The 24892-nt window shown below is 72.1% G+C and carries 20 protein-coding genes; 8 read left to right on the plus strand and 12 right to left on the minus strand.

Annotated elements, in window-relative coordinates:
• Positions 1-20: 20 nt before the first annotated feature.
• The 7 genes from WME79_RS45250 to WME79_RS45280 all read left to right on the plus strand — a co-directional run bounded on the left by WME79_RS45250 (position 21) and on the right by WME79_RS45280 (position 8367).
• Entirely contained in the window at positions 21-1220 is a 1200-nt protein-coding gene (locus WME79_RS45250; protein ID WP_437528391.1) for a hypothetical protein, read from the plus strand.
• Positions 1220-3457: a pentapeptide repeat-containing protein gene (locus WME79_RS45255; RefSeq protein WP_437528392.1), complete on the plus strand. Its 2238-nt coding sequence runs from the start codon at positions 1220-1222 to the stop codon at positions 3455-3457. Before WME79_RS45250 ends, WME79_RS45255 begins: the two co-directional genes overlap by 1 nt.
• Complete coding sequence (locus WME79_RS45260; RefSeq protein ID WP_437528393.1) at positions 3454-5193, plus strand: pentapeptide repeat-containing protein; 1740 nt, start codon at positions 3454-3456, stop codon at positions 5191-5193. Before WME79_RS45255 ends, WME79_RS45260 begins: the two co-directional genes overlap by 4 nt.
• A gap of 20 nt (positions 5194-5213) precedes the next feature.
• Complete coding sequence (locus tag WME79_RS45265; RefSeq protein ID WP_437528394.1) at positions 5214-6173, plus strand: S41 family peptidase; 960 nt, start codon at positions 5214-5216, stop codon at positions 6171-6173.
• A gap of 244 nt (positions 6174-6417) precedes the next feature.
• A complete protein-coding gene (locus tag WME79_RS45270; RefSeq protein WP_437528395.1) occupies positions 6418-6735 on the plus strand; it encodes a hypothetical protein in 318 nt (105 codons plus the stop codon).
• Positions 6725-7288, plus strand: coding sequence for a hypothetical protein (locus WME79_RS45275; protein WP_437528396.1), 564 nt, complete (start codon positions 6725-6727; stop codon positions 7286-7288). Before WME79_RS45270 ends, WME79_RS45275 begins: the two co-directional genes overlap by 11 nt.
• A gap of 623 nt (positions 7289-7911) precedes the next feature.
• Positions 7912-8367 (plus strand): hypothetical protein, encoded by a 456-nt coding sequence (locus WME79_RS45280; RefSeq protein WP_437528397.1) that lies wholly within the window; start codon positions 7912-7914, stop codon positions 8365-8367.
• 562 nt (positions 8368-8929) lie between these two features.
• Here the strand turns inward: WME79_RS45280 and WME79_RS45285 are convergent.
• From WME79_RS45285 to WME79_RS45335, 11 genes are all read right to left on the minus strand, one after another.
• On the minus strand, positions 8930-9481 hold the full coding sequence (locus WME79_RS45285) for a DUF3540 domain-containing protein (protein ID WP_437528398.1): 552 nt from the start codon (positions 9479-9481) through the stop codon (positions 8930-8932).
• A 26-nt stretch (positions 9482-9507) separates the two neighbouring features.
• On the minus strand, positions 9508-11364 hold the full coding sequence (locus WME79_RS45290) for a DUF2169 family type VI secretion system accessory protein (protein ID WP_437528399.1): 1857 nt from the start codon (positions 11362-11364) through the stop codon (positions 9508-9510).
• Positions 11365-11398: 34 nt separating this feature from the next.
• Positions 11399-12457 carry an FHA domain-containing protein gene (locus WME79_RS45295; RefSeq protein WP_437326014.1) on the minus strand — a complete coding sequence of 353 codons (1059 nt, stop codon included), beginning with the start codon at positions 12455-12457 and terminating at the stop codon, positions 11399-11401.
• A gap of 224 nt (positions 12458-12681) precedes the next feature.
• On the minus strand, positions 12682-13320 hold the full coding sequence (lepB, locus tag WME79_RS45300; protein ID WP_437528400.1) for a signal peptidase I: 639 nt from the start codon (positions 13318-13320) through the stop codon (positions 12682-12684).
• A gap of 72 nt (positions 13321-13392) precedes the next feature.
• Positions 13393-14220, minus strand: a complete 828-nt coding sequence (locus WME79_RS45305) for a trypsin-like serine peptidase (RefSeq protein WP_437528401.1) — start codon at positions 14218-14220, stop codon at positions 13393-13395.
• A gap of 301 nt (positions 14221-14521) precedes the next feature.
• Complete coding sequence (locus tag WME79_RS45310) at positions 14522-15058, minus strand: hypothetical protein (protein ID WP_437528402.1); 537 nt, start codon at positions 15056-15058, stop codon at positions 14522-14524.
• A 223-nt stretch (positions 15059-15281) separates the two neighbouring features.
• Positions 15282-16445, minus strand: a complete 1164-nt coding sequence (gene proB / locus WME79_RS45315; RefSeq protein WP_437326018.1) for a glutamate 5-kinase — start codon at positions 16443-16445, stop codon at positions 15282-15284.
• Positions 16438-17091, minus strand: a complete 654-nt coding sequence (locus WME79_RS45320) for a hypothetical protein (protein ID WP_437528403.1) — start codon at positions 17089-17091, stop codon at positions 16438-16440. Before WME79_RS45320 ends, proB begins: the two co-directional genes overlap by 8 nt.
• Before the next feature lie 30 nt (positions 17092-17121).
• Positions 17122-18120 (minus strand): ABC transporter ATP-binding protein, encoded by a 999-nt coding sequence (locus tag WME79_RS45325; RefSeq protein ID WP_437528404.1) that lies wholly within the window; start codon positions 18118-18120, stop codon positions 17122-17124.
• A 4-nt stretch (positions 18121-18124) separates the two neighbouring features.
• Positions 18125-20821 (minus strand): signal peptide peptidase SppA, encoded by a 2697-nt coding sequence (gene sppA, locus WME79_RS45330; protein WP_437528405.1) that lies wholly within the window; start codon positions 20819-20821, stop codon positions 18125-18127.
• Positions 20818-21330: a DUF2505 domain-containing protein gene (locus WME79_RS45335; RefSeq protein WP_437528406.1), complete on the minus strand. Its 513-nt coding sequence runs from the start codon at positions 21328-21330 to the stop codon at positions 20818-20820. Before WME79_RS45335 ends, sppA begins: the two co-directional genes overlap by 4 nt.
• A 1368-nt stretch (positions 21331-22698) precedes the next feature.
• Here WME79_RS45335 and WME79_RS45340 point away from each other — a divergent pair.
• The gene (locus tag WME79_RS45340; RefSeq protein ID WP_437528407.1) at positions 22699-23703 is read left to right on the plus strand and encodes a hypothetical protein; all 1005 of its coding nucleotides are present in this window, start codon (positions 22699-22701) and stop codon (positions 23701-23703) included.
• 40 nt (positions 23704-23743) lie between these two features.
• Here WME79_RS45340 and WME79_RS45345 read toward each other — a convergent pair whose 3' ends face one another.
• Entirely contained in the window at positions 23744-24565 is an 822-nt protein-coding gene (locus tag WME79_RS45345; RefSeq protein ID WP_437528408.1) for an aldo/keto reductase, read from the minus strand.
• Positions 24566-24892: the final 327 nt, after the last annotated feature.

Raw genomic sequence — 24892 nt, forward strand, 5'->3', positions numbered from 1 at the left:
TACCCGACGCGGAGGCACGCATGGGTACGCGCGAGGGTGAGGGTATCAACGGGAAATACCTCCTCATCGAGGTCCCGAATTTCAACGACGCGGCGTCCGACGCCGAGGCGATGGGCTCGTATCTCCGCCTCGGCGCGGTCAAGGACCCGAGCCTCGCCGCCAGCCCGAGCGCGCCGAGGGCGACCGGCGAGGACCTCGCTGCCCGGGTCACCTCGTTCATCGACGACACCCGGAAGCGCGACGGCTGCCCCGATTTCCTCCCCGAGGCCGAGCGGCAGGCCGAGACCGCAAAGCTCCATACCAAGGGCGGCTGGCGCGACCACTCCGACGGCAACCGCATCACGACCACGCGCGGCGACAAGGTCGAGGTCATCAAGGGCAATTACCGCATGCTCGTCCTCGGCCGGCAGGAAGACACCGCCGGCTGGGACGTGTCCGGCGGCCATATCCAGGACGCCACCGATCTCTGGACCGCCGCCACCACCATCGAATGGGTCCAGAACTACAACGGCACCTGGAAGGTCACCGAGAAGACCGAGAAGGGCGACGTCGACACCACCTATCACGGCGACACGTTCGATCGCTTTTATGGCAACAAGCAAACCAGCATCACCGGCTCCGAGGCCCCCACGGCCGAGCGACCGAACCCCACCTGCCTGAGCTCCACCTGGGCGCAGCGGATCGAGTCGTACACCGGCTCGGCGGCCTGCCCTGTGCCGCAGATCCTCGACGAGACCTGGGCCGACCAGATCGCCAGCAAGACGACGGCGACCGCGATCAGCGACGAGACCACCGCGCAGACCATCTCCAGCACCACGAGCGCCACGTCGATCAGCGACGAGACCGCCGCGAGCACCGTGTCCAGCACGACGACCGCCTCGCTCGTGTCGGATACGACCATCGGCGAGGTCCAGTCGGTGACCATCGGCAATACAAGCGACGTCACCATCGGCAATGCGGCGTCGATCACCGTCGGCGCCACCGAGGAGGTCACGATCGGCGGCCTGGTCGAGCTGACGATCGCGGCGATGCTCGAGGTCTCGCTCACGGTCGGGGTCTCGATCAACATGGGCCCCAAGGCCGAGCTCAACCTGACCAACCGGCAGGAGCTCTCCCAGTTCCGCACCAACGTGAAGAACATCTGCTCGAGCGTCTCGTCGGCCGAGTCGGTGAGCACCGGGGCGTACAACGTGATGTCCGGCGTCATCAACCTGTTCTGATGCAGACCCGGAACCTCACGCCCTTCCCCTTCGGCGCCAAGGTCTGCTCGCGGAGGCCGCCGCAGCCCGAGGTGGTCCTCGTCGTCCGCGGCCGGTTCTCGCTCCGCCTCGGCGAGCCGCTCGCGCCGCTGGAAGGGCAGCTCGCGCAGGGAGCGCTGACCGCCGAGACCTTCGAGGGAGGCGACGGCGAGCGCGACGGCGAGCGTACCTACCCAGGCGATTTCGCCGACTGGAAGCCGGCCGCGGATCTCCTGCTCCGCGGCGCGTGCCACCCGCCCCCCGGCGAGCCGCAGCGCGAGCACCCCGTGGGGTTTGCGGTCGGGAGCTGGTCGAAATCGCTGCTCGTGCCGGCTCCGCGCGAGGGCCACCAGGTGCCCGCGCCCTTCGGACCGATCCACCCGGATTCACCCGAGCACCGCCGGATGCTCGGCAAGGAGTACGGCGCCTCGTACCGGAAGACCCGCGCCCCGTGGTACGCCGAGGACTTCGACTGGGCCTATTTCCAGGCCGCCCCGCCGGATCAGCGCCTCGCCGGCCACCTGCGGGGCGACGAGGAGGTCACGCTCTTGAACCTCCACCCCGCCGCGCAGACCGCCTCCTTCCGCCTGCCCGGCCTCCGGATCCGCGCGGTCGTCGAGGACGCCCAGGGCCGCGTGCAGGACGCGCGCATGAGCCTCGACACCCTCTTCGTCGAGCCGGACGCGGGCCTCGTGACCCTGACCTGGCGCGGCCACGCCGAGGTGGCCGAGGACGATCTCGCCGATGTGCGCGCCGTCGTCATCGCCGCCGAGCCGCTCTCGGATGCGCCGCTGCCGCTCGACGATTACCGGGAGAAGCTCGCGCAGCTCGCCCGCGATCCGCGCGGCCTCGAGGATCTCCCGCCGGAGGTGCGCGACGCCTACGACCTCGTCCGCGACGGCGCGCCGCGGCCGCCGCGCGCCGTCGCAGACGACGCAGATCCGGTATCGAAGCTCCTCGCCGAGCGGCTCGGCGGCCTCCACGCGCCGGAGCAGGACCGTGTGCGGCAGCTCGTTGCGAAGCTCCGGGCCCTGCGCACCCCCGAGGGCGTGGACCTCGAGCGCACGATCGCGCAGGCGCTCGCGCGGCTCCCGGCGCAGCGGCAGGCCGCGTACCTCCCGGCCGCGCCCGCGGGCACGCCGCGCGTCCCCATGGGCGGCGCGCTCGACGCGCTCGTCGCGCGCGTCGAGAAGCTCCGGCGGGACGCGGCCGCGCGCGGGACGGAGCTCGAGGGCGTCGAGCGCCTCGACGCGCTGCTCCGCGATGCCCGCCTCCGCGAGATCGTCCCCGGCTACCGGCTCCCCGGCGAGGCCGCGGCGCCGCCGCCCGAGCCCGGCCCGGGCGTCGATCTCTCGGGGCGCGATCTCTCCGGGCAGGACCTCTCGGGCCGGGACCTCTCCGGGGCGAAGCTCTCGGGCGCGCTCCTCTCGCGGGCGAACCTCTCGGGGGCGAACCTCTCGAACGCGGATCTCTCGCGGGCCGTGCTGTTCGAGGCGAACCTCGAGGGCGCCGCGCTCTCGGGCGCCGATCTCTCCCAGGCGAACCTCACCGGCGCGCGCGCTGCGGGCGCCGATCTGCGCGGCGCGACGCTCGACCAGGCCGTCTTCACCCGCGCCGATCTCGCCCGCGCCCGCCTGGCGAGGGCGCGGGGGCGCGGCGCGCTGCTCGACGAGGCCGATCTCCGCGAGATCGACGGGGAGGAGCTCCACCTCGACGGCGCCGTCCTCCAGGGGGCGAAGCTCGATCGCGCCTCCTTGCGGGGCGCGGCGCTCGTCGGGTGCATGTGCGCCGGCTCCTCCGCGACGGACGCGGATCTCACGGGCGCGTCCCTGCCGCGCACGAGCTTCGCCGACGCCGATCTCGAGCGCGCGACGCTCGTGGAAGTGCGCGGCGAGGGCGCGGCGCTGCTCCGGGCGAAGCTCGACGGCGCCGACCTCCGGTATGCGTCCCTCCCGCGGGCGCACCTCTCCTGGGCCTCGGCCCGGGGCGCGCGCTTCGCGTGCGCGGTCCTGCGTGGGAGCCGCTTCTACCGCGCCTCCCTGGAGCGCGCCGACCTCGCGCAGGCCGACCTCTTCGGCGCCGACCTCTGCAAGGCGCGCCTCGACGGCGCCTCCTTCGCCGGCGCGAGCCTGTACGGCGCCCGCCTCGAGGGCGCGAGCGCCGCCGGCTGCGATTTCAAGGGGGCGAACCTGCGTCGCTCCAGCCTGGAGGGCGCGTGAAGAGCGTCGAGGAGCTCCTCGACCGCATCCGCGCCGGCGCGCCGCTCCACGGCGCCCGCCTCGACGGCCTCGACCTCTCGGGCAGGGATCTCACGAACCTCGATCTCGCCCGCATCAAGTTCCTCCGCACCAGCCTGCGCGGCGCGCGGCTCGCGGGAAGCGCGCTCTCGGGCGCGCACTTCGTCGAGTGCGACCTGCGCGACGCGGACCTCGGGGGCTGCGCGCTGGACGGCGCGCTCGTGCTCGGCTCGAACCTCGAGGGCGCGCGCCTTGCCGGCGCGACGCTCACCCGCGCCAAGCTCTCCTACCAGCGCCTCGCCCGCGCCGATCTCTTCGGCGCGACGCTCACCGAGGTCGAGGCGGTGGGCTCGGACTGGTCCGGCGCCCGGCTCGCCGGCGCGACGATCGAGGGCTCGCGCCTCGACCTCGCGAACCTCGAGGGCGCAGATCTCACGGAGGCCCGCATCGCGCGCGCCTCGTTCACCCGCGCGAACCTCCGCCGCGCGCGCCTCACCCGCGCCCGCGTCGAGGCCGGCGCCTTCGTCGGGGCCGATCTCGGCGGCGCGGACCTCGACGGCGCGGAGCTCGATCGCGCGGTCTTCGTCAAGGCGGACCTTCGCGGCGCCCGCTTCCCGAAGCGCATGCACGGCGTGGTCCTCGACGAGGCAAAGCTCGGCCGGCCCGAGCTCGCGGGCAAGGACCTCGCTGGGACCGATCTCACGGGCGCGGATCTCTCCACCCTCGACCTCACGGGCGCGGATCTCTCCCTCTGTTCGCTGCGCGGCGCCGACCTGCGCGGCGCGAGCCTCCGCGGCGCCCGCCTCGAGCGCTCGATCCTCTCGGACTGCGATCTCACGGGCGCGGACCTCCGGGGCGCGAGCCTCCTCGGCTGCGACCTCTCGCGCTCGATCCTCCGCGGCGTGGACCTCTCCGGCCGCGATCTGGAGTCGGTGATCCTCATCGAGGCCGATCTCGAGGGGGCCGATCTCACGGCCGCGCGCCTCGTCCGCTGCATCCTCGACCGGGCGCGGCTCTCCCGCGCGAACCTGACGCGCGCGGTGCTCCAGCAGGCGCTCCTCCGCGGGGCCGCGCTGGAGGGCGCCGTGCTCGGCAAGACGATCTTCGATCGCGTCGATTTCACCGGCGTGGATCTGCGCGCTGTCTCGTTCGCCGGCCTCACGGTGCACCGCTGCGCCTTCATGGAGGCAAACCTCGAGCGGATGAGCCTCCGCGACTGCGATTTCATGGGCAGCGATTTCTCGAAGGCGAACCTGCGCGGCGCCGATTTCGAGGGATCCATCCTGACGCAAGCCAGGCTCCGCGAGGCCGCGCTGGACGGCGCGAGCCTGCCGAACGTCGCGGCGAAGGCCGCCTATTTCGGCGGCGCTTCGCTGCGCGGGGCGAAGCTCTCGCGGGCGATGCTCCGGTACGCCACGTTCACCCGAGCGGACCTCGACGGCGCGAACCTCGCCGCCGCCGATCTTCGGGACGCCATGCTCGATCAGGCCGAGGCCCGCGGCGCGCTCTTCCTCTCGGCGCGCCTCGAGCGCGCCAACCTGTCGCACGCGCGGGTCGAGGACGCCGACTTCAGCGAGGCCGATCTCGGCGGCGCCAACCTGCACGCCCTCCACGACAAGGGCGCGCGCTTCTCCGGCGCGAGGCTGCTCGGCGCGCGCCAGACGGACGTCGATCGGCTGGAGGCGGAGGCGTACACGCCCCCGCGGCCGCCGCGATAACAGCGGAAGGAGCGGACGGAATGCTGCCTGCGAGCAACAACGGCGCCGGGATGAGCATCGGGTTCCCGGACGTGTGCCTGACGCCTGTGGGGCCGGTGGTGGTGCCGATTCCGTACCCGAACTTCGCGCTCAACGCGATGGCGGTGAATTTCTCGGTGAAGGTGAAGGTATCGATGATGAACGCGCTGAACCTCGGCACGACCATCCCGATGACCTTCGGGATGGAGCCCGGGGTGGCGCACCCGCTCTACATGGATTTCGGCGCGTATGTGGCGGGCAATTCCAAGGTGATCATCGAGGGGCTGCCGGCGATCAACCTCACCTGTCCCACGACCGGGAACGCCGGGAACAACGCGGTGGGCGCGGTGCTGGTGCCGAGCGCGGTGAACGTGTTCTACACGTGCGCGGCGGCGCCTGAGGAGGTGCTCCCGGGCGCCGGGAACGTGGCGCATGCGCTGCTACGCGATGGGATCGGGGTGATCCGGATACGGGTGTTCTCGCTGGACGTGCCGGCCTTGGTGTACCGGGCGATACGGGCGCTCGAGGCGGAGGGGATGCGGGAGCTGGTCATCGATTTACGGGACAACCCCGGAGGAGAGCTGCGGGCGTTCGTGGAGCTCGCGGGGGATTTCCTGCCGGCGGGGAGCGTCGTGGCGACGGTGACGGACGGCGATGGGGACGAGGTGGTCTATCGCTCGCGGCAGGAGGAGCCGTATACGGCGCCGGTGACGATCCTGGTGAACCGCGGGACCGCGTCGGCGGCGGAGCTGTTCGCGGGGTGCCTGAAGGCGCACGGGCGGGCGGGGATCGCGGGGGAGAGGACTTACGGCAAAGGCGTGGGGCAGACGCTCTGCGCGGGCGATGGGGGCGCGCGGATGGCGGCGGCGGTGCGGGTGACGCTGCCGGGTGGTGCGGAGGTGCAGGGGATGGGTGTGGACCCGGATCCTGGCGAGACGGCCGCCAGGGGGTGGCCGGGGTGAAGAACAAGAAAAAGAAGCAGAACAGGCCCGGCGGCACATCGATACCGCTCAACGACGCGACAGCCGGTGGGGGAAATGCTGCCACCAGAACGCTTTCAGTCACCGCTTACCTCCCTACCACGCAGACGGCGGTAACCCTGGGAGCCCCCGCGACGGTCCTGGCGACCGTGGGGGCGATGGTTGCAGGCCCGGTTGGCGCGGGTCTGGGCATCCTGGCCGGCGGGGTCGGCGGGGCATTGGTCCGATGGTATTGGGGAGGCGCGGCTTCTCAGCCGCCGACGACGACGGCACCGGCCCCGCTGCCGCCTCCGCCGACGGCCCCGCTGCCACGGCCGCCGACGACAGCGCCGGCCCCGCTGCCGCCTCCGCCGACGGCCCCGCTGCCGCCTCCGCCGACGACGACGGCACCGGCCCCGCTGCCGCCTCCGCTGGCATCGCCGTCGACGACGACGGCGCCGGCCCCGCTGCCACCGCCGCCGCCGACAACAGCGCCACTGCCGCCGTCGCCGGAAGAGGTCGAGCATCACGCGCTGGTTGGATTGGCCAACTACTTGAAACGTGAGCTCGAGTCGGCGTCGCGATCCGCTGATCCCGCGCTGAGCGCATGGGCCAAGGGCAGGCTCGCCATCCTCAGCAAGGCTCCCAACGCCTACTTCTGGGGTACCGGGCAGCAGGCGACTGCCAGGCGAGAGCTAGAGCAGCTGCGAAACGACCTCGTGCACCAGCAAAACGCGGCGGACGCGCGCGCTCACGCCGTCGCTCTCCGGCATGCGCGGTTCGATCCGAATAACTCCGACACCTGGGATATGAACCCGGTGCAGTACCTGAACGGCATCACCGAGGGCGATGTCCGGGCGTCACCCGAGGGCGATCGGATCCTGCGAGACCTCGAGCGCGGCCAGCTCAACGATCGGCACCATCGCGCCGCCGAGGGAAGGATGTCGCACCAGCACCTCTCGACCGGATCGCGCGGCATAGGGTTCATCTACGTCCAGCAGCCGGACGGAACGGTCACGCCGTACGTGGTGGATCTGGGCGACAAGCTGCCCGACAACACGTACCGGTGGGATCATGGGGGGACAGGCTATGTGCCCCCCCGTCCAGGCGGTCTGTAGGATCCGACAGGTCGGCGCGGCGCCGGTCGGCGCGGGTGGTAGCTGTGACGAACAGGAAGAAGAAGCAGCAGAGCCCCGGGGGTACGTCGAGACCGCGGAACAACGCGACCGGCGGTCGGGGAAAGTCTGGCACCAAGACGCTATCCGTCACCAGAAGCTCGAAGAAGCGCGCCAGCACCCAGCCTGCCTCGCAGCCTGGCGGGCCCGCAGCACGCCGCCAGCGGTTGACGAAGGCGGAGGACGGCACATGGCGCAGTTCCCCGCTCGCACAGACGTTCGGCTTCTCCGATCCGGAGCCTGGATACCGGAAGCGCAATCGGCAACGCGTGGACTCGGCGCTCGTCGCCCAGTACCACAATGGCACCGCGAGCAATCCTCCGATCGTTCAGCCGTCACCGCCGCCTCCGAATTCGCCGCCACCGCCGAATCCGTCGCCGCCGCCACCGCCGCCTCCGAATCCGCCGCCGTCTCCGAATCCGCCGCCGTCTCCGAATCCGCCGCCACCGTCGAATCCGTCGCTGCCGCCACCGCCGAATCCGCGGCCCGGACGCGTCACGATCCCGCCGGGCAGACCTCAGGGCGTCTTCGACGCGGTCTACCGTGGCTCAGCCAGCTTCCGGGCGATGGTCGACCGGGTCCTCCAGGACGGAGACGTCGAATACATCATCACCAACGACAATGTGTCTTTCTACGATCGAGCCGGGAATCGACGCATCATCTCCATCGGCCTCAATCTTCCCGGAGGCGACCATCGCACCGACTCCGATATCCTCTTCGAGATGTGCAACGCATGGGCCGACGCGACGGGCCTGAAGCCCGACATGAGCCGTTTCGTCGATCCCGAAGCCTACGGGAGGGCGGTCGAGCGCTCGGAGTGGGAGGCGGCGCAGCGCCATTACCAGATCATGAAGGAGATGGAGCAGCTGGACCGCGGCTACGCGCTCTTGAACCGGTTCGCGCCGGGCTTCGAGAGGCCGGACCGCCCCTGGACGGACTTCCAGAACTACTACGATGACCAGAGGCACTCTGGCCACACCGATCACATCATCCAGCACCACCCGAACTACCGAGGCCCCTGAGGCTGCACGTGGCCAGGGCGATCGGCGCCCGGGACGCTATCCGATGTGGGGCTCCTCCCCATCGACCGTCATCATCTCTTCGGCCAGCTTCGCCGCGCTCTCGTATGACACTGCAGACGGCGCATTTCTTGCCGTGATCGTCGTCTGCCTCCGTGTCGTGCTCGTCGTTCGCCTCGCCGGCGGGGGTCGGTTCGGGGCGCGGCGCCTTCGTGACCGAGACCTTCTCGAACACGGAGAGCGCCGCTCCGGTCGGCCCGGAGCTCGAGCCCGGTATCGCTGCTGTTCGACGAGGCGTGGTACGCCTCGACCGTCTTGTCCCGGGCCAGATACAGCACGGAGCTAGGCTTGTCGCGGTCCGGCGGCTCAGGCTCGCTCTCTTCGTCCTTCGTCCCGCCGATCTGGTTCGCATCGAGGGCGTCGGCCCGGGCCTCGGCGTGCGTCTGGATCGATTGTGAATTGCGTTGCGTCACCGCGCCGCCCTCCTTCTCGATCGCGGCGTCGGACCCCAGCTTGCGACCGCTGTCGCTCAGGCGCCTGACCCTTTTCACGCGCGCCCTCCCTGTTACCCGAGGTGGATCTCCTTCCCGTTGATCGTCATCGTCTCCTCGGTCAGCACCGTCGCGCTCTTCGCCTTCGTCGTCGCCGAGCCGTCCACCACCGTGTGGCTCTCGCGCGCGTGCAGGCTGAACAGGTCGGTCACGCGCTGGACGAGCGACGCCGCCTTCTGCACGAGCGCCCCCGCGAACACCCGCACCTTGTCGCCGTGCAGGTCCACCTCCGGCCCCCGGAGCTCCACGCCCCTATCCCCGGACAGCCTGAGCGCCCCGCCCGCGGCCCGGACGTCGACGTCGCCCTGGAACTCCAGCGTCACCTTGCCGGTCCCGTGCAGGACGCCGATGACATAGAGGCGCGCGCCCCGGCCGATCACGAGGAGCACGTCGCCCACCGCCGGTGCATAGGGCAGGGCCAGCGCCATCGTCGCCTCGGCGCTCTCCCCGTCTGGCAGCTCGACCACCACCGCCTGCCCGCGGGCTTCCAGCACGTGCGCCGGCCCCAGGTACTCCTCGGCGCGCACGGACGTGGTGCGCTCCCGAACCACGGCTCCCTCCGACATGGTGGTCCCTCCATCCTCGCTCCGGCTCAGTCCTTGCGAAAGCGCTTGTACAGGCTGCCGAGGAGATTGGGCCGCTCTCGCTTCGGCGCGGACGGCGCGGGGAGCGGCGCGCGCGGTTCGGGCGAACGCTCGACCTGCGGATCGCGCTCCGGCGCGGGCAGCGGCTCGGACGCGCGCGAGGGCGTGGGCGTGGCGACCGGCGCAGGCGCGGCGGCTTGCGTTGGCGCAGGTGCAGGCGTGATGTCTTGCGTTGGCGCAGGTGCAGGCGTGGCGATCTCCACGGGCCCAGGCGCGATGTCTTGCGCAGGTGATGGCGCTGTCTGCCCGGATGATGGTGCCGCCTGCGCGGGTGATGGTGCCGCGTGCGCGGGTGATGGTGCCGCCTGCGCGGATGATGGTGCCGTCTGCGCGGATGATGATGCCGTCTGCGCGGGCGCCGGCGCGCCCTCCGGCTTGCTCAGATCGACCGTGCCCTCCAGCGGCGACGCGATTGCCGGGACCGCCGCCGCGCCGCCCGCCGCCCACGGCGCGCTCGGGCGCTCGCCGCCCTCCCGCTCGCCGCGCGCCCCCGCAGGCGCGATCGGAAACGGCGCCTGCACCGCGTCCTCCTGGCCAGGGCCCCGGACCCTCACGCTGGGAAGCGGGGCTGCCTGCGTCTCGCGCGGCCTCCGCTGGCTCCCCGACGGGGGCAACGTGTCATCGAGCGGGAACGTGCCTTCGAGCGGGTGCGCCCCCTCACGCACCGGCGCTCGCCTGGCCGCGATGCCCGCGACGCTCACCGGCGCATCCACAACATCGTCCTCGCCGAGCCGCACCGTGGAGCTCCAGTCCGTCCGCTTCACGCCCTCCCCCGCGGCCGCATCCGCCGCCGCGCCCGCCGCGCCCGCGGGCGCCTCGCTGAGGTCCGGCCACGGCACGGGCTCGTCCCCGACCTCCACGCCCACCGCGGCGCGCAGCGCCGAGAGCACCTCCTCCGAGGCCACCTGGAAGCTCCCGCGGAAGACCACCGCGCAGCGCTCGGCGTCGGGCTGCACGATCAGCGTGTCGCCCAGGAGCGGCAGCCAGCGCGCCGCGCCGTTCGGCAGGAGGATCATCGCGAGCGCCCGCAGCGCCGGCAGGCGCGTCGCCAGCGCCGGGTGGTGCTGGCTCAGGCCCTCCAGCACGATCTCCTCACCGCCGAGCACCCGATCGAACCGCTGATCTACAGGCGCGGACTGGAAGTACGACCAGTCGAAATCGTCCGGGATCGACGCGATCCCCTCCAGCTCGGCGCGCGCGAGCCCGCGCAGCAGCCGCGTCCGGCTCGGCACGATCGGCGGGATCGGCCCGAGGCCGACCGGCGCGCGCCCCCCGCCGGGCGGCAGCAGGTTGGGCAGCGCGCCGCCCTCACCGGCGCCGACGCCGAGCGGGTTCTCCGGCTCCCCGGGGCCGCCATACGCGCGCTGGTACTCGATCGGCATCCTCACGAACGGCTCAGGCAGCGCCCCCGCCGCTGCGCCGCCCGCCCGATCGCCCACGACCTCGATGCGCTTGTCCACGAGCGCCGCCCCCGCGCGCAGGATCGCGAGCCGCACCGCCATTCCCCGGACCGGCGCCCCGCCCTGTGCCCACGCGTGCCCGGTGAGCACCACCTCGGCGCGCGCTAGCCAGGGCGCGAGATCGCTCGCCGCGAGCAGCGGCTTCATCGGGTTGCCCCGCGTGTAGACCTCGCTCCGGACCAGCTCCAGCGGCTCGATCCGCCGCACCTCGCCGCCGGGGACCAGCGCGAACGTCGCCTTGGCGACGAGGGTCACATGGAGCTGGCCGCGGCTGCGCCACAGCGTCGCGCCCGCTGCGACCGGGCCGGCGCGGAGGACGTCGAGGGCAAGACGCGCGGTGGTCATGGGCGAGGGGCGCCGCCGCGCCTGCAGACCAGCGCTAGTTCGTGTTGAGCTCGACGCGCAGGAGCTTGCGGCCGATGAAGAGGTAGTCGCCGTGGGCGAGCTCGCGCTCGCTCTTGATGCGCACGTAGGTCCCGTTGCGGCTGTTGAGATCGGTCAGCGTGAACTTGCCGTTGTGTTCCTCGAGGCGGCAGTGCGAGCCCGACATGTACAGGTCGACAGGGAAGTTCAGATCGCCGCCCTCGCGCCCGATCTGCAGCGAGGTGCCGCGCGCGCAGACGGTCATGCCGACCGCGCCGCCCTGGAGCACCTGCGTGAGGCGGAACGGGCTCGGGTGCTTCGGCGAGGAGTAGAAGAAGGTCCCGTCCGGATCCTGGCCGTCGGAGGCGCGCGGCGTCGGATCGAGCCGGAAGAGCTGCTCGCCCGCGAGGAACGTGTCGCCCGGCGTGATGTCGATCGTGCCGCGCACGCGGATGTACACGCCGTTCAGCGAGCCCTCGTCGCGCACCACCAGCTTGCCGTCGCGGTAGAAGAAGTTCGCGTGCTTCGGCGAGACGAACGGGTCGTCCGGGAAGACGAGCTGCCCGTTGCGGCCGACGATGTGCTGCTCCGCCTTGAGATGGAACGAGAGGCCGTCCATGCCCTCGCCGCGGATGAGGATCAGCTTCGCCTTCGCCGGGTTCTGCATGTCCCCGAAGAACAGCGTCTGCGCGTTGAGGATCTCGGGCGGGACCGCCGTTCCGCACCTCCCACAGAACTTGTGGCCCGAGGGGACACCGCTCGAGCAGGAACGGCAGACGTAGTTACGGGCTTGCTCCATCAGCTCCTCCTGGGAGAGTTCGGCGAATTCGCTCTTGGACGAGGTGGTCTTGGGGCCCCGGCCCTGACCGCGCGCGCTCGTCGGGTCGAGCCGGGCGCCCGCGCTGCCGGCCGCGGGCGTCGGGGAGCGCCGGGCCGGCGTCGTCGTCGAGCTCGCCCGGCGCGGCGTGAACAGGGCCAAGTCGTTCGCGCACTCAGGGCAACGCGCGGTGCCCATCGGGCTCCACAGGTCGCACTGGCCACAGACGATGCCAATCTCGTTCTGCTCGGTGTGCAAACGTCTCCTCGGTGCATTGGAGGACCGCGGCTCGCGGTTCTCCGACCCGCCAGTGGAAGGCCGCCGTGGCGGACCTCCGACCGATGAAGCGAGCCAGGACGGGGAACCCGGGCCGCTGCTGGCGCTCGATCCCCGACCCGGGTGGAGAGAGACACGGTTCTAGACGTCGATGAGCGGAGGGGTCAAGCTCGAGGTGCTCCGGCCAGGTCGACGACCGGCCCTGCTCAGCGCACGAAGGTGAAGCGGCGCCGGTCGTCGCTCCAGCCGGCGCCGCCCCAGAGCCGGAAGACAATCCGCTGGTTGCACGCGGCGCGCGGCTGCAGGCCGAAGTCGCGCGAGTCGTCGTGGTAGCTCCGGTTGTCGCTCAGCAGGAAGACCGTGTCAGGCCGCACCTCGACGTGGTGGCGGCGCTCGAGCGGGGGCCTGCGCCCCGTCGCCCGGGGGTGGAGGCCGGGGCCCATCATCACCATCTCGCACGAGACCTGCACCGGGTTGCCCGTGGCCGGGTCGGTGATGGTCACCTTGGGCTCGGCGCACGCCGTCTCGGCGTCGTAGCGCTGCCCGTTCACGAGGAGGACGTTGTGGTCGACGTCGACCGTGTCGCCCGGCAAGCCCGCGATCCGGCCGACGATGTAGCTGCCGGGGGCCTCGGGATCCGGGCACCGCACCAGCTCGCCGAAGCCGGGCGTGCCCCGCGTCAGCACGACGACCGCGTCGCCCGGGGCGAGGCTCGGCGCGAGCGCGGCGCCGAGCATCGGGTCGTTGGGCACCACCCAGACGTCGAGGACGAGCGCGCGGAGCACGACGCCGAGCAACAGCAGGGTCCCCACGATCCAGAGCAGCCCGTTGAACAGCTTCCGCATGCAGCAGCGCAGCCTAGCGCAGCTCCGGTCGCAGGCGGCGGGCAAGCGAAGCTCGCTGACGCCGCGGCGCCGTCAACGCAGGCACCCCCGGTACGGCGGCAGCTCGCTCGGGCTCGCGCCCGCCGCGATCTCGCGGGCGGCGGAGAAGAGCTCGGGCCACACGTCGAGGCGGCTGAAATACGAGGTCCCGGTGGTGTGCTCGTCACCATCCATCACGCTCGACGAGATGACGCCGACGACGTCGCCCCCCCGATCGCTGCGCGCCGGCCCCCCCGAGTCGCCGGGGCAGATCGAGGCGATCGCGACGAAGTTCCCCGGGCTCACGGCGTCGATCGTGCCACCCAGCCGCGGCGCGAGGTGGATCGGGTCGCGCGAGAGCGCGCAGCGGCCGAAGCCGTAGGGCGTCACCTGCTCCTTGGACACCGGCCCACCCTCGATCCGCGGCGGGAGCGTCGGGATCCCGACGAGGCGCCGCGACAGCACCAGGATGGCGATGTCGCCCTCGCCCGACGTGTACCCGCAGTCCGGCGACACCACCGCGCGGACCTTCACGTCGCCCCACGGCAGGTGGTCGCCCCCGAGCTCGATCGAGATCGCCTCGGGATCCTGATCGCGGCGCAGCGTCCTGCCGTTGTCGTCCCGCGCCGCGACGCAGTGGTGCGCGGTGAGCACCAGGTCCTCGGTGATGAGCGTCCCCGTGCACGTCACGTCGGTGACGATCCGGACGATCGCGTCCTCGTTCGTCGCCAGCTCGAACGGCGGCCGCAGCTCGAACGGACGCTGCTCCAGGCCCGGCTTCGCCGCGGGGATCGGCAGCCCCGCGTTGGTGATCGGCCGCGCACAGCCCGCGGCGACGGTGAGGGCGAGCGCGGCCGCTACGGCGGCGCCGCGTCGGTACAACCCTGTCCATGCGGTCGCCAGGGCGCCCAGCGTGCGAGCTTGCGGCTGTTCCACCTGAGGGAGACCCTCCCAAGCGCAACCGGTTGTTCTCTCGGACAGCGCCCCCGGTACGAACGCGCCGAGCAATGCCAAAGACTACGACATAAGACGGTGACCGTCATTCGACAACGACAGGGTTTCCAAGCTTGGATACGGCCTCGACGATCGCAGATCACATCGCGCGTGTCGCCGCCTTGTAGTCGCCTTGTACATTTACGCCTGCGCTTACGTTCGCGCGTGCGTTGATGTTCCTCGCGTCGCGCTAGCGCACCGCGACGAGGCGCACCTGGCTCGCGCTGCGCGAGTAGGCGTCGAGCGCGGCGCGGGCGGCGGCCGCGTCGACCTGCGGATCCTCGACGCCCGCGGCGACGAGCTGCTCGAGGAAGGCGCGCTGGTGCTCGGACTTCGCCGCGAGCCACGCGGGGCAGGCGCGGGCCGCGCAGGCCGCCGACGCCTGCTCGGCCGCGGCGAGGGCGTCCCGGACGCGGCCTCGGTGGAGGAGCGCCCGCGCCGAGAGGTGCGCCGCCTCCGGGAGCGCGCGCACCTCGCCGGGCGCCGCGTCGAGGGCCGAGGAGGCGAGTCCGGGCTGATCGCGCTCCAGGTAGGCCGCGGCGAGCGCGGTGACGCTGGCCGGCGTCCTGCCCTCGGCGTAGCGGGCCTCGAGCGCCGCGAGCTCGTCGGCCCCCGCCGCGGCGCGCGGCGGCAGGAGCTGCGACGCCCTGACGCTCGGCCCGAGCCCGATCGTCCAGACGACCCCCGCGAGAACCAAGCCGTTCGCGACGAACAACCCGAAGCGCATCGCCCGACCTCCAGGAACCGGCAGGGACCCCCGGCCGTCGGCGGCAGCCGGCGGTGACGGGCAGTCGCGTGCGGTCAACATGCGGTAAACCCAAGCGACAGCGGGGCGGCGCGAAGGTTCCCGCGAAGCGCGAGCGGTGCGCAATCAGGGGTTGGCCCGATGGCTGGCCGGGGGACTGGCCGGGTGGTCGGCGCACCCACAGGCGCCGGCCGGGGCCGCGGGGCTACTCGCTCGGGAGCACCACCAGGTCGTCGCGGTGGACGACGACGTCGTCATCGCCGGCCTCCTCGCGCTTCTTCCGCGCGGTGCGCGCGGCGTCGCTCGCGGACATCCGCGCGAGCCCGCGCGCGATCTCGGTGCCGTCCGGGTCGACGACGGCCACGGCGTCGCCGGGGAGGAAGGTGCCGCGCACGCCGAGGACGCCGACGGCGAGGATGCTCCGGTTCTTCGAGCCGATCGCCTCGGCGGCGCCCCGGTCGACGAGGATGGCGCCGCGCGGGCGCAGCGTGTACGCGATCCAGTGCTTGCGCGCGCTGAGCCGCTGCGGGACGGCGGCGAAGAGGGTGCCGACGTCCTCGCCCGAGACGATGCGCGTGATGATGCCCGCCTCGCGCGCGGCGCCGATGACCACGTGCGAGCCCGCGAGCGTCGCGCGCCGGGCGGCCTCCACCTTGCTGGCCATGCCGCCGGTGCCGACGCCGGACGTCGACGCGCCCGCGAGGTGCCGCGCCTCGCGGGCGACGCTGCGCACGAACGGCACCCGGCGCCCGTCGCCGTCGAGCAGGCCCTCGACGTCCGAGAGGAGGATGAGGAGATCGGCCTCGCAGAGCGGGGTCACCATCGCCGCGAGCTGGTCGTTGTCGCCGAACTTGATCTCCTCGACCGCGACGGCGTCGTTCTCGTTGATGATCGGGATGGCGCCCGCCTCGAGCAGCGCGGCCAGGGCGTTCCTTGCGTTGTTCGTGCGGGTGCGGTCCGCGAGATCCGCGTGCGTGAGGAGCACCTGCGCGACGAGCAGGCCGACCTTGCCGAAGGCCTCCTCGTAGCGCTGCATCAGCACGCTCTGGCCCGCGGCGGCGGCGGCCTGGAGCCAGGCCATGTCCTTCGGGCGCGACTTCAGCCCGAGCTTCGCCACCCCGAGGGCGATGGCGCCGCTCGACACGATGACGAGGCTCCGGCCGGAGCGGCCGCGGAGCGCGGCCACCTCGGCGGCGAGCCGGTCCCAGGCGTCGCCGGAGAGGCTCTTCGAGCCGATCTTGACGATGATGCGGCGGCAGCGCCGGAGCGCGGCGCGCGCTGCCTGAGGATCGAGCTCCGGCGCGGCGTCGGCCGCGGGGCGGCCCGCGGCGCCGCCCTTCGTGGCGGTGCGGTCCTCGGTGTCAGTCATGGGGGATGCCGGCGGCGGCGATCTCGTCGAACGCCGCGTCGAGGCGGCGCTCGATGTACTCCGGGACGGAGGCGCCCGCGAGCAGGAAGGCGTCGATCCAGCGCGTGAACTCGTCGCGCAGGTCCTCGGTGCCGTTCGGCAGGACGGTGAAGCTCGCCTGGAGGGAGGGGGACAGCGCGCGGCGCACGGCGCGATCGACGGCGTCGCGGACCCAGCGCGCCTCCTCGGCGTGGACGCGCACGGCGGTGCTCCGGCGGAAGCGCGTGATGTAGCGGTCGAGGAGGTGGCCGAGGGCGTAGACCTCCAGGCCGCGCGCGGCCGCAGCGAGGGCCAGGGCCGGGTTGAGCCGCCGGAGGACCTCCTTCGTGACGAGCTGCGCGGCCTTGCGGAGCGGGGTCTGCTCCGACCCGGGCTCGACGAGGAGCGCGCGCGCGTCGGTGGTGAGGCTGAGGCCGTGGCGGGCGACCGTGTCCTGCACGATGGCCCCGCGGATGCGCAGCAGCATGCGCGCGGGGAGCACCGGGACCGGGATCCACGAGGCGCCCACCGCGAAGGCGGTGAGCACGGCGAGTCGACCTCCGGGAGGCGGGCCTCCCGGGGTGACCTGAGCGGCGGTCGGCTTGTTCGCGGCGGGTTCGGATGACATCGCGCGCACGGTACTACGGCGGACGGCAGGTCAGAAGAGGGGGGTGAGCTCGACGATCGCGGCGCGGCAGCGCGTCGCGGCGAGGACGACGTCGCGGGTGGTCGCGCCCTCGGGCAGCGCGGCGGCGAAGCGCACCGGCCCGCCCCGCAGCGCGATCCCCCGGGCGGCGAGCTCCTCGCGGAGGAGCTCCGCGTTGGTGCGGACGGTGACGGCGTAGAGGCGGCTCCCGGCGGCGATCTCCGCGAACGTGCCCGAGAAGGCGAGCTCGCCGCCCGCGAGCACCAGGACGTCGGTGGCGCCGCGGACCAGGGCGCCCCGCGGGCCCTCGACGTCGAGCCGCGCCGCCGTGAGCAGCGCGCCGCGGCCCTCGGTGGCGCCCGCGAGCGCGGCCAGGACGAAGGCGGCCGCGGCGCCGTCGAGGCCGACGAGCGGATCCTCGGCGATCAGCACGGCGGGCGCGGTCACGATCGCCTGGGCGAGGACGAGCGCGCGGCGCTCGGGCAGCGCGAGCGCGCTCAGCGTGCGCTTCCGCGAGGCCGCGAGGCCGACCCGGGCCAGGGCGGGGGCCACCATGTCGGCGGCCGCGCGCGGCGAGGCCCCCGCGAGGCGCGCGCCCCAGGCGACGTAGGCGTCCGTGGTCCACGCGAGCGGCAGCGGCGGATCGAGCGGCGCCGCCCCGCTCGCCGCGCGGTGCGCGGAGCGCGCCACGTCGCGCCCCGCGACCTCGAGGCGCCCGGCCACGACGCGCGCCTCCCCGGGCGCCCCGCCGCGCGCGTCGTCCACCGCGCCGGCCTGCGCCGGCCTCCGGAGGGACGAGAACGGGACGCCCGTGAGCGCCGCGAAGAGCGCGCCGGCGTCGCCGGCGCAGAGCACGCGTTCGCCGCGCGTCGCCGCGGTGAGCGCGTCGATGGCGACAACGTCGTCCACCGCGATGCGCGCGGCGCGGGCGTGGAGCAGCGGCGGCGCCGCGGGCCCGGCCTGCTCCACGGGCTCGGTGGTCCTGGGCGACGCGGGCTCGAGCTGCTCCATGCGCTCAGCGTTCCTTCGACGCAGGCGACGCGGGCGGCGCGGATCCTCCGGGCTCGTCCTCGCGGGCCGTGGCGGGGGCGCCGAACGAGATCTCGCCGGCGAACTCGCTGCGCGCGAGCGGCCTGTCCGCGCCGAACACGAAGAACGGCGAGAGGGCGCGCGCGGCGTCGAGCATCACGGGCGGGATGCTCGCCCTCGCCAGCTCGCCCTGGGCCTGCGCGGAGAAGCCGACCAGGCTGAGGGCGTAGCCGAGGAGCGACGTGTCCTCCTCGGGGAGCGACAGGACGGGCGCGTCGTCGGGCAGCTGGCCCAGCCGGCGCGCCTCGTCGATCGCTTGCCGGAGCCCGCCGAGGCGATCGATGAGCCGGCGGTCGAGGGCCTGGGCGCCGGTCCACACCTGCCCGCGCCCGAGCGCGTCGACCTCCTCGGCCTTCATGTGCCGGTTCTCGACGATGCGGGCGACGAACCGATCGTAGAACTGCTTCACCTTGACGCCGAGCTGCTCGCGCTCGTCGTCGGTGTACGGCCTGTAGAGCGACTCGGCGTCGGCGCGGGGCGACGAGCGGAACGTCTCGATGCTGACGCCGAGCTTCTGCAGGAGCCCCGTGACGTCGACCTTCCCGTAGAAGACGCCGATGGATCCGGTGATCGAGGAGCGGCTCGCGAAGATCGGGGCGCCGGCGACGGATGCATAATAGCCGCCGCTCGCGGCCGACGAGCCCATCGAGACGATGAGCGGCTTCACGCGCGCCGTGAGGATCGCCTCGCGCAGGATGACGTCCGCCGCGAGCGTCGAGCCCCCGCCGGTCTCGACCCGGAGCACGACGGCGCGGACGCTGCGGTCCTCGCGCGCGCGGCGCAGCGCGCCCGCGACCGTGTACGAGCCGGCGAGCTTGACGCCGACGAACGGGATCGATCGGCTCTCGCCGTCGATCATGTCGCCGTCGAGGTAGACGAGCGCGACCTTGGGCGAGCGGCCCCAGCGCTCGGGCGCCTCGTCGCCCGGGTCGTCATCGACGACGCGGGAGGCGCGCCCCATGACCTCGTCGACGACGCGGCCGAGCTCGTCGTCGTAGGCGAGCTGGTCGACGAGGCCGCTCTGCCGCGCCTCCTGGGCGAGGAACGGCCCGCGCGCGAGCCGCCGCTCGAGCTCCGGGACGGGGATGCGGCGCCCGGCGCTCACCTCGGCGAGGAAGGCGTCGTTGAGCTGATCGAGCAGCGCCTGGTGATCGTCCTTGCCGACCCGGGTGCTGGTCTCGCGCGCGAACTGCTCGGCGGCGAGCTTGTGCGCGCCGATGCGGACGATATCGGCCTGCACGCCGAGCTTCTTCAGGAGGCCGCCGAAGTAGAAGTAGCTCGACGACATGCCGGCGAAGCGCAGCCCGCCCGCGGGGTTCATCGCGATGGCGTCGGCGCTCGAGCACACGTGGAGCGAGCGCCCGCCGGCGTCCTCGAGGTGGCAGAGGACCTTCTTGCCGTGGTTCCTCAGGTTGCGGATCGCGTCGGAGACCTCCTCGGCGTGGGCGAGCGAGCTGGCGGGCTCCGCGCGGAGCACGAGCGCGACGCCGGAGACCTCCGGGTCCTCGGCGAGGCGCCAGAGCTGCTGGAGGAACCGCGTGTGCCTGCGGACGCCCGGCGTCGAGTCGAGGCGGACGCGGACGACGCGGGCCGGCAGCTGGACGCCCCGCTCGGAGAAGCTGCGGAGCGCGGCGCCGGCGTAGAAGCCGGTGCCGCTCTTCGTGATGGCGTTGCCGAAGACGCCGCCGGCCGAGACCTGCAGCTCGTCGACGTTGACGTCGAGGCCGGCCATGGCGGCGATCTTCGGGCCGCCGTCGGCCGTGAGATCGCGCAGCGTCACGTCGCCCCGGAGCGTGCCCACGTAGGGCACGCGCAGGCCGAGGGTCGCCCGGGGCGTCCAGGTGCCGCTCTCGTCGGGGTCGCTGTTCTCGAGGTAGGACGTCTCGAGCCCGATCTCGAGCGCGCGCCTGCCGCCCGCGGGCCGCACGGCGACGCCGAAGTCGTAGCTGCGCTCGATGGCCTCGCGGAGGCGGTTCTCGGGGCGGTTCCAGTCGCGCGCGACGGCCGACAGCGAGAGCCAGGTGGCGGGCCGGAGCGTCACGCCGCTCGTGAGCGAGAAGTACCCGTCGAGCGCCGGCGCGTCGGAGCTGCCCCAGCCGAGCGTCGTGCCGAAGGCGAAGGTGGGGCCGGTGTCGAGCGCGAGCCCCCAGCGGACCCAGCGCGACGGGCTGTCGAACGGCGCCGGCGCGGCGTCGGGCGGGTCGAGGAAGTCGAAGCGCAGGCCGGTCGACACGTACCAGAGCGGCACGGCGAGCGCGATCGAGTGGCCACGGGCGGGCAGCGGCGAGGCGGAGCCCATGGAGACCCAGGTCCACCGGAGCTCGGTGCCTGGGAGGAAGGAGAGGTTCGCGGGGTTCACCGCGATGGCCGAGGTGTCGTCGCTGCTGGCGACGGGCTTGCCAGGATCGGGGAGCGGCTGCGAGGGGCCGTCGGCCGGCGCGGCGTGCGCGGCGGTCGCGCAGAGGCCCGCGCACAGGCCGAGCAGCGCGGCGGTGACGCTCGCGGGGCGAGCGGCGCTGGCTGGGCGAGCGGGGCCGGCGGGGTGAGTGATGCTGGCGAGCCGCCCCAGCCGGGCAGGACGCGGGGAGCGGGCGTGGCTTTGGGGGCGGGGTAGGTTGTTCATGCGCGGATGAGCTCCCGGAGCGTATCTGCTTCTGCGTCGTACGTCCGCTGGACCTCGGCGAGGGCGAGGCGCTCGACGAGCGGGCCGAGCAGGTGCAGTCGGATCTGGATGTCGCCATCGACCCGGCGGCGGGTGCGGCCCTGCGGCAGGCGCTCGAGCCGGTACGTACCCGCCGAGCGGAAGTAGCTGCGCCACTGCTCCTTCGGGCTGACCTGCCACGTGGAGGCGTGGTCCGAGAGGCGGTACGTCGAGCGCTCCTCCCAGGACATGGCGTCCTTCGCCACGGGGTAGCCCCGGAAGATCGGCAGCGGCGCGCTCGCCTGGAAGCGCAGGATGCGGAGGAGCTCGCCGTCGCGGAGCGCGTGCTCGACGGTCACGACGCTCTCGAGGGAGGCGACCCGCGTGGCGAGCCGAGGCCCGAGGTCCGGCGAGAGCACGGCGAGCTCCACGGCGTCGAGGGGCGCGTCGAGCTCGTGCGAGATGGTGAAGTGCACGCGGCCTTGTAACACGCCCGCTCCGAGGACCAGGCGCGGGGCGGGAGGATCGGACGCAGGAGTGGGAGGATCGAGCGCGGGCGCGGGAGGATCGGGCGCGAGCGTGAGAGGATCGGAGCGGGTGTTGACATGACGGGAGATGCCGGACATAGCTGGCCGCCAATTCAACAGATCTTGCGTCGGCAACCAGGCGCGCCTTGCTGAGAAGGGCGCCGACACGTCGGCCGAAGCTACAGACAAGCCTCGCTCAACGCGGGCATGCTCCCCCCGAGTGCTCCATGCAATAAGGGAACAAGCACAGGGCGAGACGACCCTGTTCGGAGCCGCACGAGCCGGTCTCGCAGACGTTACGCTGGTCGTCGAGACAGCCGAAGTACTCGTCGAAGCGGCTCGTGCATTCGGCTGCCTCGCTCGTTGCCTCGAGGTCTTCGCACAGGCTCCCGCAGTCCACGGCCGTCGCCCGCGGCGGCGAAGCGGGGTCGAGCGCCTCTCGCTTCACCCAGAGATGTCCGCAGCCTGATTCCTGTGCTCTCTCGCAGTTGCTCTTACAGTCAGCTCCGCAGCCCAAGATGAACGTGCTCATCAGCATCACGATGGACGCTGCGAGCGATGTAAGGTCCAGCTTCATCGTGAGAACATCGCATGGCGGCCCGCATCACGGCAGATTGCGCAGCTTTCCGGCGAGCACGCGAGCTATCCGGCGGACGCGCGGCGCCCCGTCGGCATGCGCGGGAGCCAGCACGAGCAACGTTGCGGACGCCACGTCCCGATGATGCCTAGCCCAGCCGAGAGCCGCCGCTGTCCACCCGCGCTCGCGGCCCCTTCGCCCGCTCCCTCACCCGCTCGCGGGGTGGCCCCGATCAGCAGCAATCCGCCGCGGCGCGGGGGCTCATTCCTCGCAGCAACGCATGATACGCTCCACCCAGGTCGGCGCGGAGCACGGATCGCCCCCCGCGGCGCCCTTTCCCGCTGGACTGGATCGGCTCACCTGGGGTTGCGTTGATCCACTAGTCCAGCTCTTCACAGCTCACGCCATCCTTGAATGTAGAGCACGCTGGTTGCAGGAGCCGCTTCATGAAGACCACCTCGGCACGCATTGGTTTCTCTGCGGGTTCCTTCGTCGCGCTCGCGATGCTTGCGGGCTGTGGCAAAGTCACGGTCGAACTACCGGCCTCTGTGGATGTCGATCCACCGGGCTCCGAGGATGTCGATCCACCGAGCTCCGAGGATGTCGATCCACCGGACTCCGAGGATGTCGATCCACCGGGCCCTGAAGATGCCGAGTCCTCGGGCTCTGTGGATAGCGAGCCACCGGGCCCTGTAGATAGCGAGCCCGAGAGCTGCGTTGAAGGCACGGAGGTTTCGTTCTTTGCGCCCTCGGGAATGGACGCCGACTGGCTTCTTCCGGTCGGTGGGGAACGGTTCATCGCGGTTGGAGCACCGGCGAACGGGGGGGTCGCGGAGCTCGACGAGGCGGGCAACGTGTCGTGGAGCTCGGTCCCCCTCCCCGACGGATTTCTGAAGACCGGCGCGAAGACCGAGGACGGGGGCCTCATGGTCGCGGGCCAGGTGTATGATTCGACGTCTCCCACCCGCACGGGAGTGTGGCTCGGTCGGCTCGACGGAGCCGGTCAGCTGCTCGAGAGCCGTCTGCTCGGACCATCGGCCTACAGCGCGCACGTCGACATCGAGCTGCTCCGGCACCCGACCGGGGGATACGTCCTCTCCACCCACGACAGCGAGGCTCAGGACGTGGCGTTTCGGCTGCGCCTGGTGCGGCTGGACGACGCGGGCGAGATCGTCCACGAACGGTTCATGCCGATCGATCCCGAGTCCGCGATCACGCAGTCCTGGAGTCGGGGTGGGGCCGCGCTGCTGCCCGGAGGTGACGTGATTCAGCTGACCGCGCACGCAGGGTACCTGCGCGTCGTCCGCAGCACCGAGCAGACGGCCCCCGTGTTCGACCGTGTGCTGGAGGAGGTCGGCGAAGCGTGGCCACAGGATATCGCGGCCCTGCCCGATGGGCGTATCGCGATCGCCGCGATCAGCCTCGGTCAGAGTCATGTCATCCTGCTGGACGCCGACGGAACGGTGATCTGGGCCAGGACCTATCACCCTGAGCTCGACACCGAGCTTCACGCCATCTCGTACGATCCGAGCACAGGGCTCTTGCACCTCGGCGGGAGGACGCGGGGAACGGACGGAGGAACGGCGCGGACCTGGCTGCTCTCCGTCGACACCGACGGGGAGTTGCGCTGGGAGTTCGAAGGTGATGTTGGCACGCCGGGCCGGTTCAATGCGGTCACGTCGCTCCCCGGCGGTGGGTTCATGGCCGCCGGATTCCACGATTTCGTCTATGCGGTGGTCCGCCCGAAGACGTGTCCATGAGCGGCTAGCGTCGCTTGCTGCCTTTCGCTGACCGTGTGGATCAGGGGACGTCCGTCGGGTCCCAGCTCGCGCGGAAGCCGACATCGAGCCCGTCGAGCGTGCGCATCGAGTCGGCGTCGAGCGCGAAGTCGAAGATCGCGCCGTTCTCGGCGATACGCGCGGGCGTGACCGACTTCGGCAGAACGATCAAGCCATGCTGCACGGCCCAGCGCAGCATCACCTGCGCTGGTGTGCGCCCGGCCTTTGTCGCCGTGGAGACGATGTCTTTGTGCCGAAGCTTCACGCCCTGCGTGAGCGGGCTGTACGCCTGCACGAGGATCCGGTGCTTCGCGCAGAACGCGCGCAGCTCAGCCTGCCCGAGGAACGGGCTGAGCTCGACCTGGTTGATCGCCGGCACCACCGCGCTCTCGCCGAGGAGCTCCTCGAGGTGTCGCACGGTGTAGTTGCTGACGCCGATCGATCTGGCGAGGCCTTGCTTCTGCGCGTCGACGAGCGCGCGCCAGGTGTCGCTGCGCTTGCCGGTGACGGGGAAGTGAATCAACACGAGATCGTAGGCGTCGAGCGCGGCTTCCTTGAGTGAACGCTCGAGCGAACGCAGCGTCGTGTCACGCCCCTGGTTAAAATTCGCGATCTTCGTCGTGATGAACACCGCGTCGCGCCCGAGGCCGCTCTTGCGCAACGCGCTGCCAACGTCCGCCTCGTTGCCATAGTACTGGGCGGTGTCGACGTGGCGATAGCCGAGGCGCAGCGCTTCGAGGACGGCGCCCTCGGTCTCTTCGCCGGGCGCCGATTGATACACCCCGAGCCCGAGCTGCGGAATGTGCCGACCGTCGATCATCTGCAGGCGTGGTGATTCGATCATTGGCGGGCCCCCTGAGTTCGTTCATCGCTCGGCATGGCCGAGTGCAAGAGTCTGCTGACGAAGCCGAGAAGCTAGTGACGGTGAAGGTCGACGGCAAGAGCGAAAAAATTACGTGAAGACGGTGCGGGCCGGGCGCGCGAGCAAGCCGATATCGCTGAAGAGATCGAGCGCGTCGTGCAGAAGATGATGGGCTTCAAAGGTGAGCGTCGGGTCGGTGCCACTCCGCCGACGAAAACCCCGGCGCCTTGCTGACACATGCCTGTCGCACGACAAAGCTTGACAGGAGCGCCGGCGCTTGCGCTTTAGTTCGCGCCTCGGCGCAGATCG

Source organism: Sorangium sp. So ce726 (assembly GCF_051521405.1).
Taxonomy (GTDB): Bacteria; Myxococcota_A; Polyangia; order Polyangiales; family Polyangiaceae; genus Sorangium.

What these genes read in the sequence shown, in the direction of transcription:
- WME79_RS45250 (WP_437528391.1), top strand. Translation starts at nt 21, where the DNA reads ATGGGTACGCGCGAGGGTGAGGGTATCAACGGGAAATACCTCCTCATC.
- WME79_RS45255 (WP_437528392.1), top strand. Translation starts at nt 1,220, where the DNA reads ATGCAGACCCGGAACCTCACGCCCTTCCCCTTCGGCGCCAAGGTCTGC.
- WME79_RS45265 (WP_437528394.1), top strand. Translation starts at nt 5,214, where the DNA reads ATGCTGCCTGCGAGCAACAACGGCGCCGGGATGAGCATCGGGTTCCCG.
- WME79_RS45270 (WP_437528395.1), top strand. Translation starts at nt 6,418, where the DNA reads ATGGTATTGGGGAGGCGCGGCTTCTCAGCCGCCGACGACGACGGCACC.
- WME79_RS45280 (WP_437528397.1), top strand. Translation starts at nt 7,912, where the DNA reads ATGGTCGACCGGGTCCTCCAGGACGGAGACGTCGAATACATCATCACC.
- WME79_RS45285 (WP_437528398.1), bottom strand. Translation starts at nt 9,481, where the DNA reads ATGTCGGAGGGAGCCGTGGTTCGGGAGCGCACCACGTCCGTGCGCGCC.
- WME79_RS45290 (WP_437528399.1), bottom strand. Translation starts at nt 11,364, where the DNA reads ATGACCACCGCGCGTCTTGCCCTCGACGTCCTCCGCGCCGGCCCGGTC.
- lepB (WP_437528400.1), bottom strand. Translation starts at nt 13,320, where the DNA reads ATGCGGAAGCTGTTCAACGGGCTGCTCTGGATCGTGGGGACCCTGCTG.
- WME79_RS45310 (WP_437528402.1), bottom strand. Translation starts at nt 15,058, where the DNA reads ATGCGCTTCGGGTTGTTCGTCGCGAACGGCTTGGTTCTCGCGGGGGTC.
- proB (WP_437326018.1), bottom strand. Translation starts at nt 16,445, where the DNA reads ATGACTGACACCGAGGACCGCACCGCCACGAAGGGCGGCGCCGCGGGC.
- WME79_RS45320 (WP_437528403.1), bottom strand. Translation starts at nt 17,091, where the DNA reads ATGTCATCCGAACCCGCCGCGAACAAGCCGACCGCCGCTCAGGTCACC.
- WME79_RS45325 (WP_437528404.1), bottom strand. Translation starts at nt 18,120, where the DNA reads ATGGAGCAGCTCGAGCCCGCGTCGCCCAGGACCACCGAGCCCGTGGAG.
- sppA (WP_437528405.1), bottom strand. Translation starts at nt 20,821, where the DNA reads ATGAACAACCTACCCCGCCCCCAAAGCCACGCCCGCTCCCCGCGTCCT.
- WME79_RS45340 (WP_437528407.1), top strand. Translation starts at nt 22,699, where the DNA reads ATGGACGCCGACTGGCTTCTTCCGGTCGGTGGGGAACGGTTCATCGCG.
- WME79_RS45345 (WP_437528408.1), bottom strand. Translation starts at nt 24,565, where the DNA reads ATGATCGAATCACCACGCCTGCAGATGATCGACGGTCGGCACATTCCG.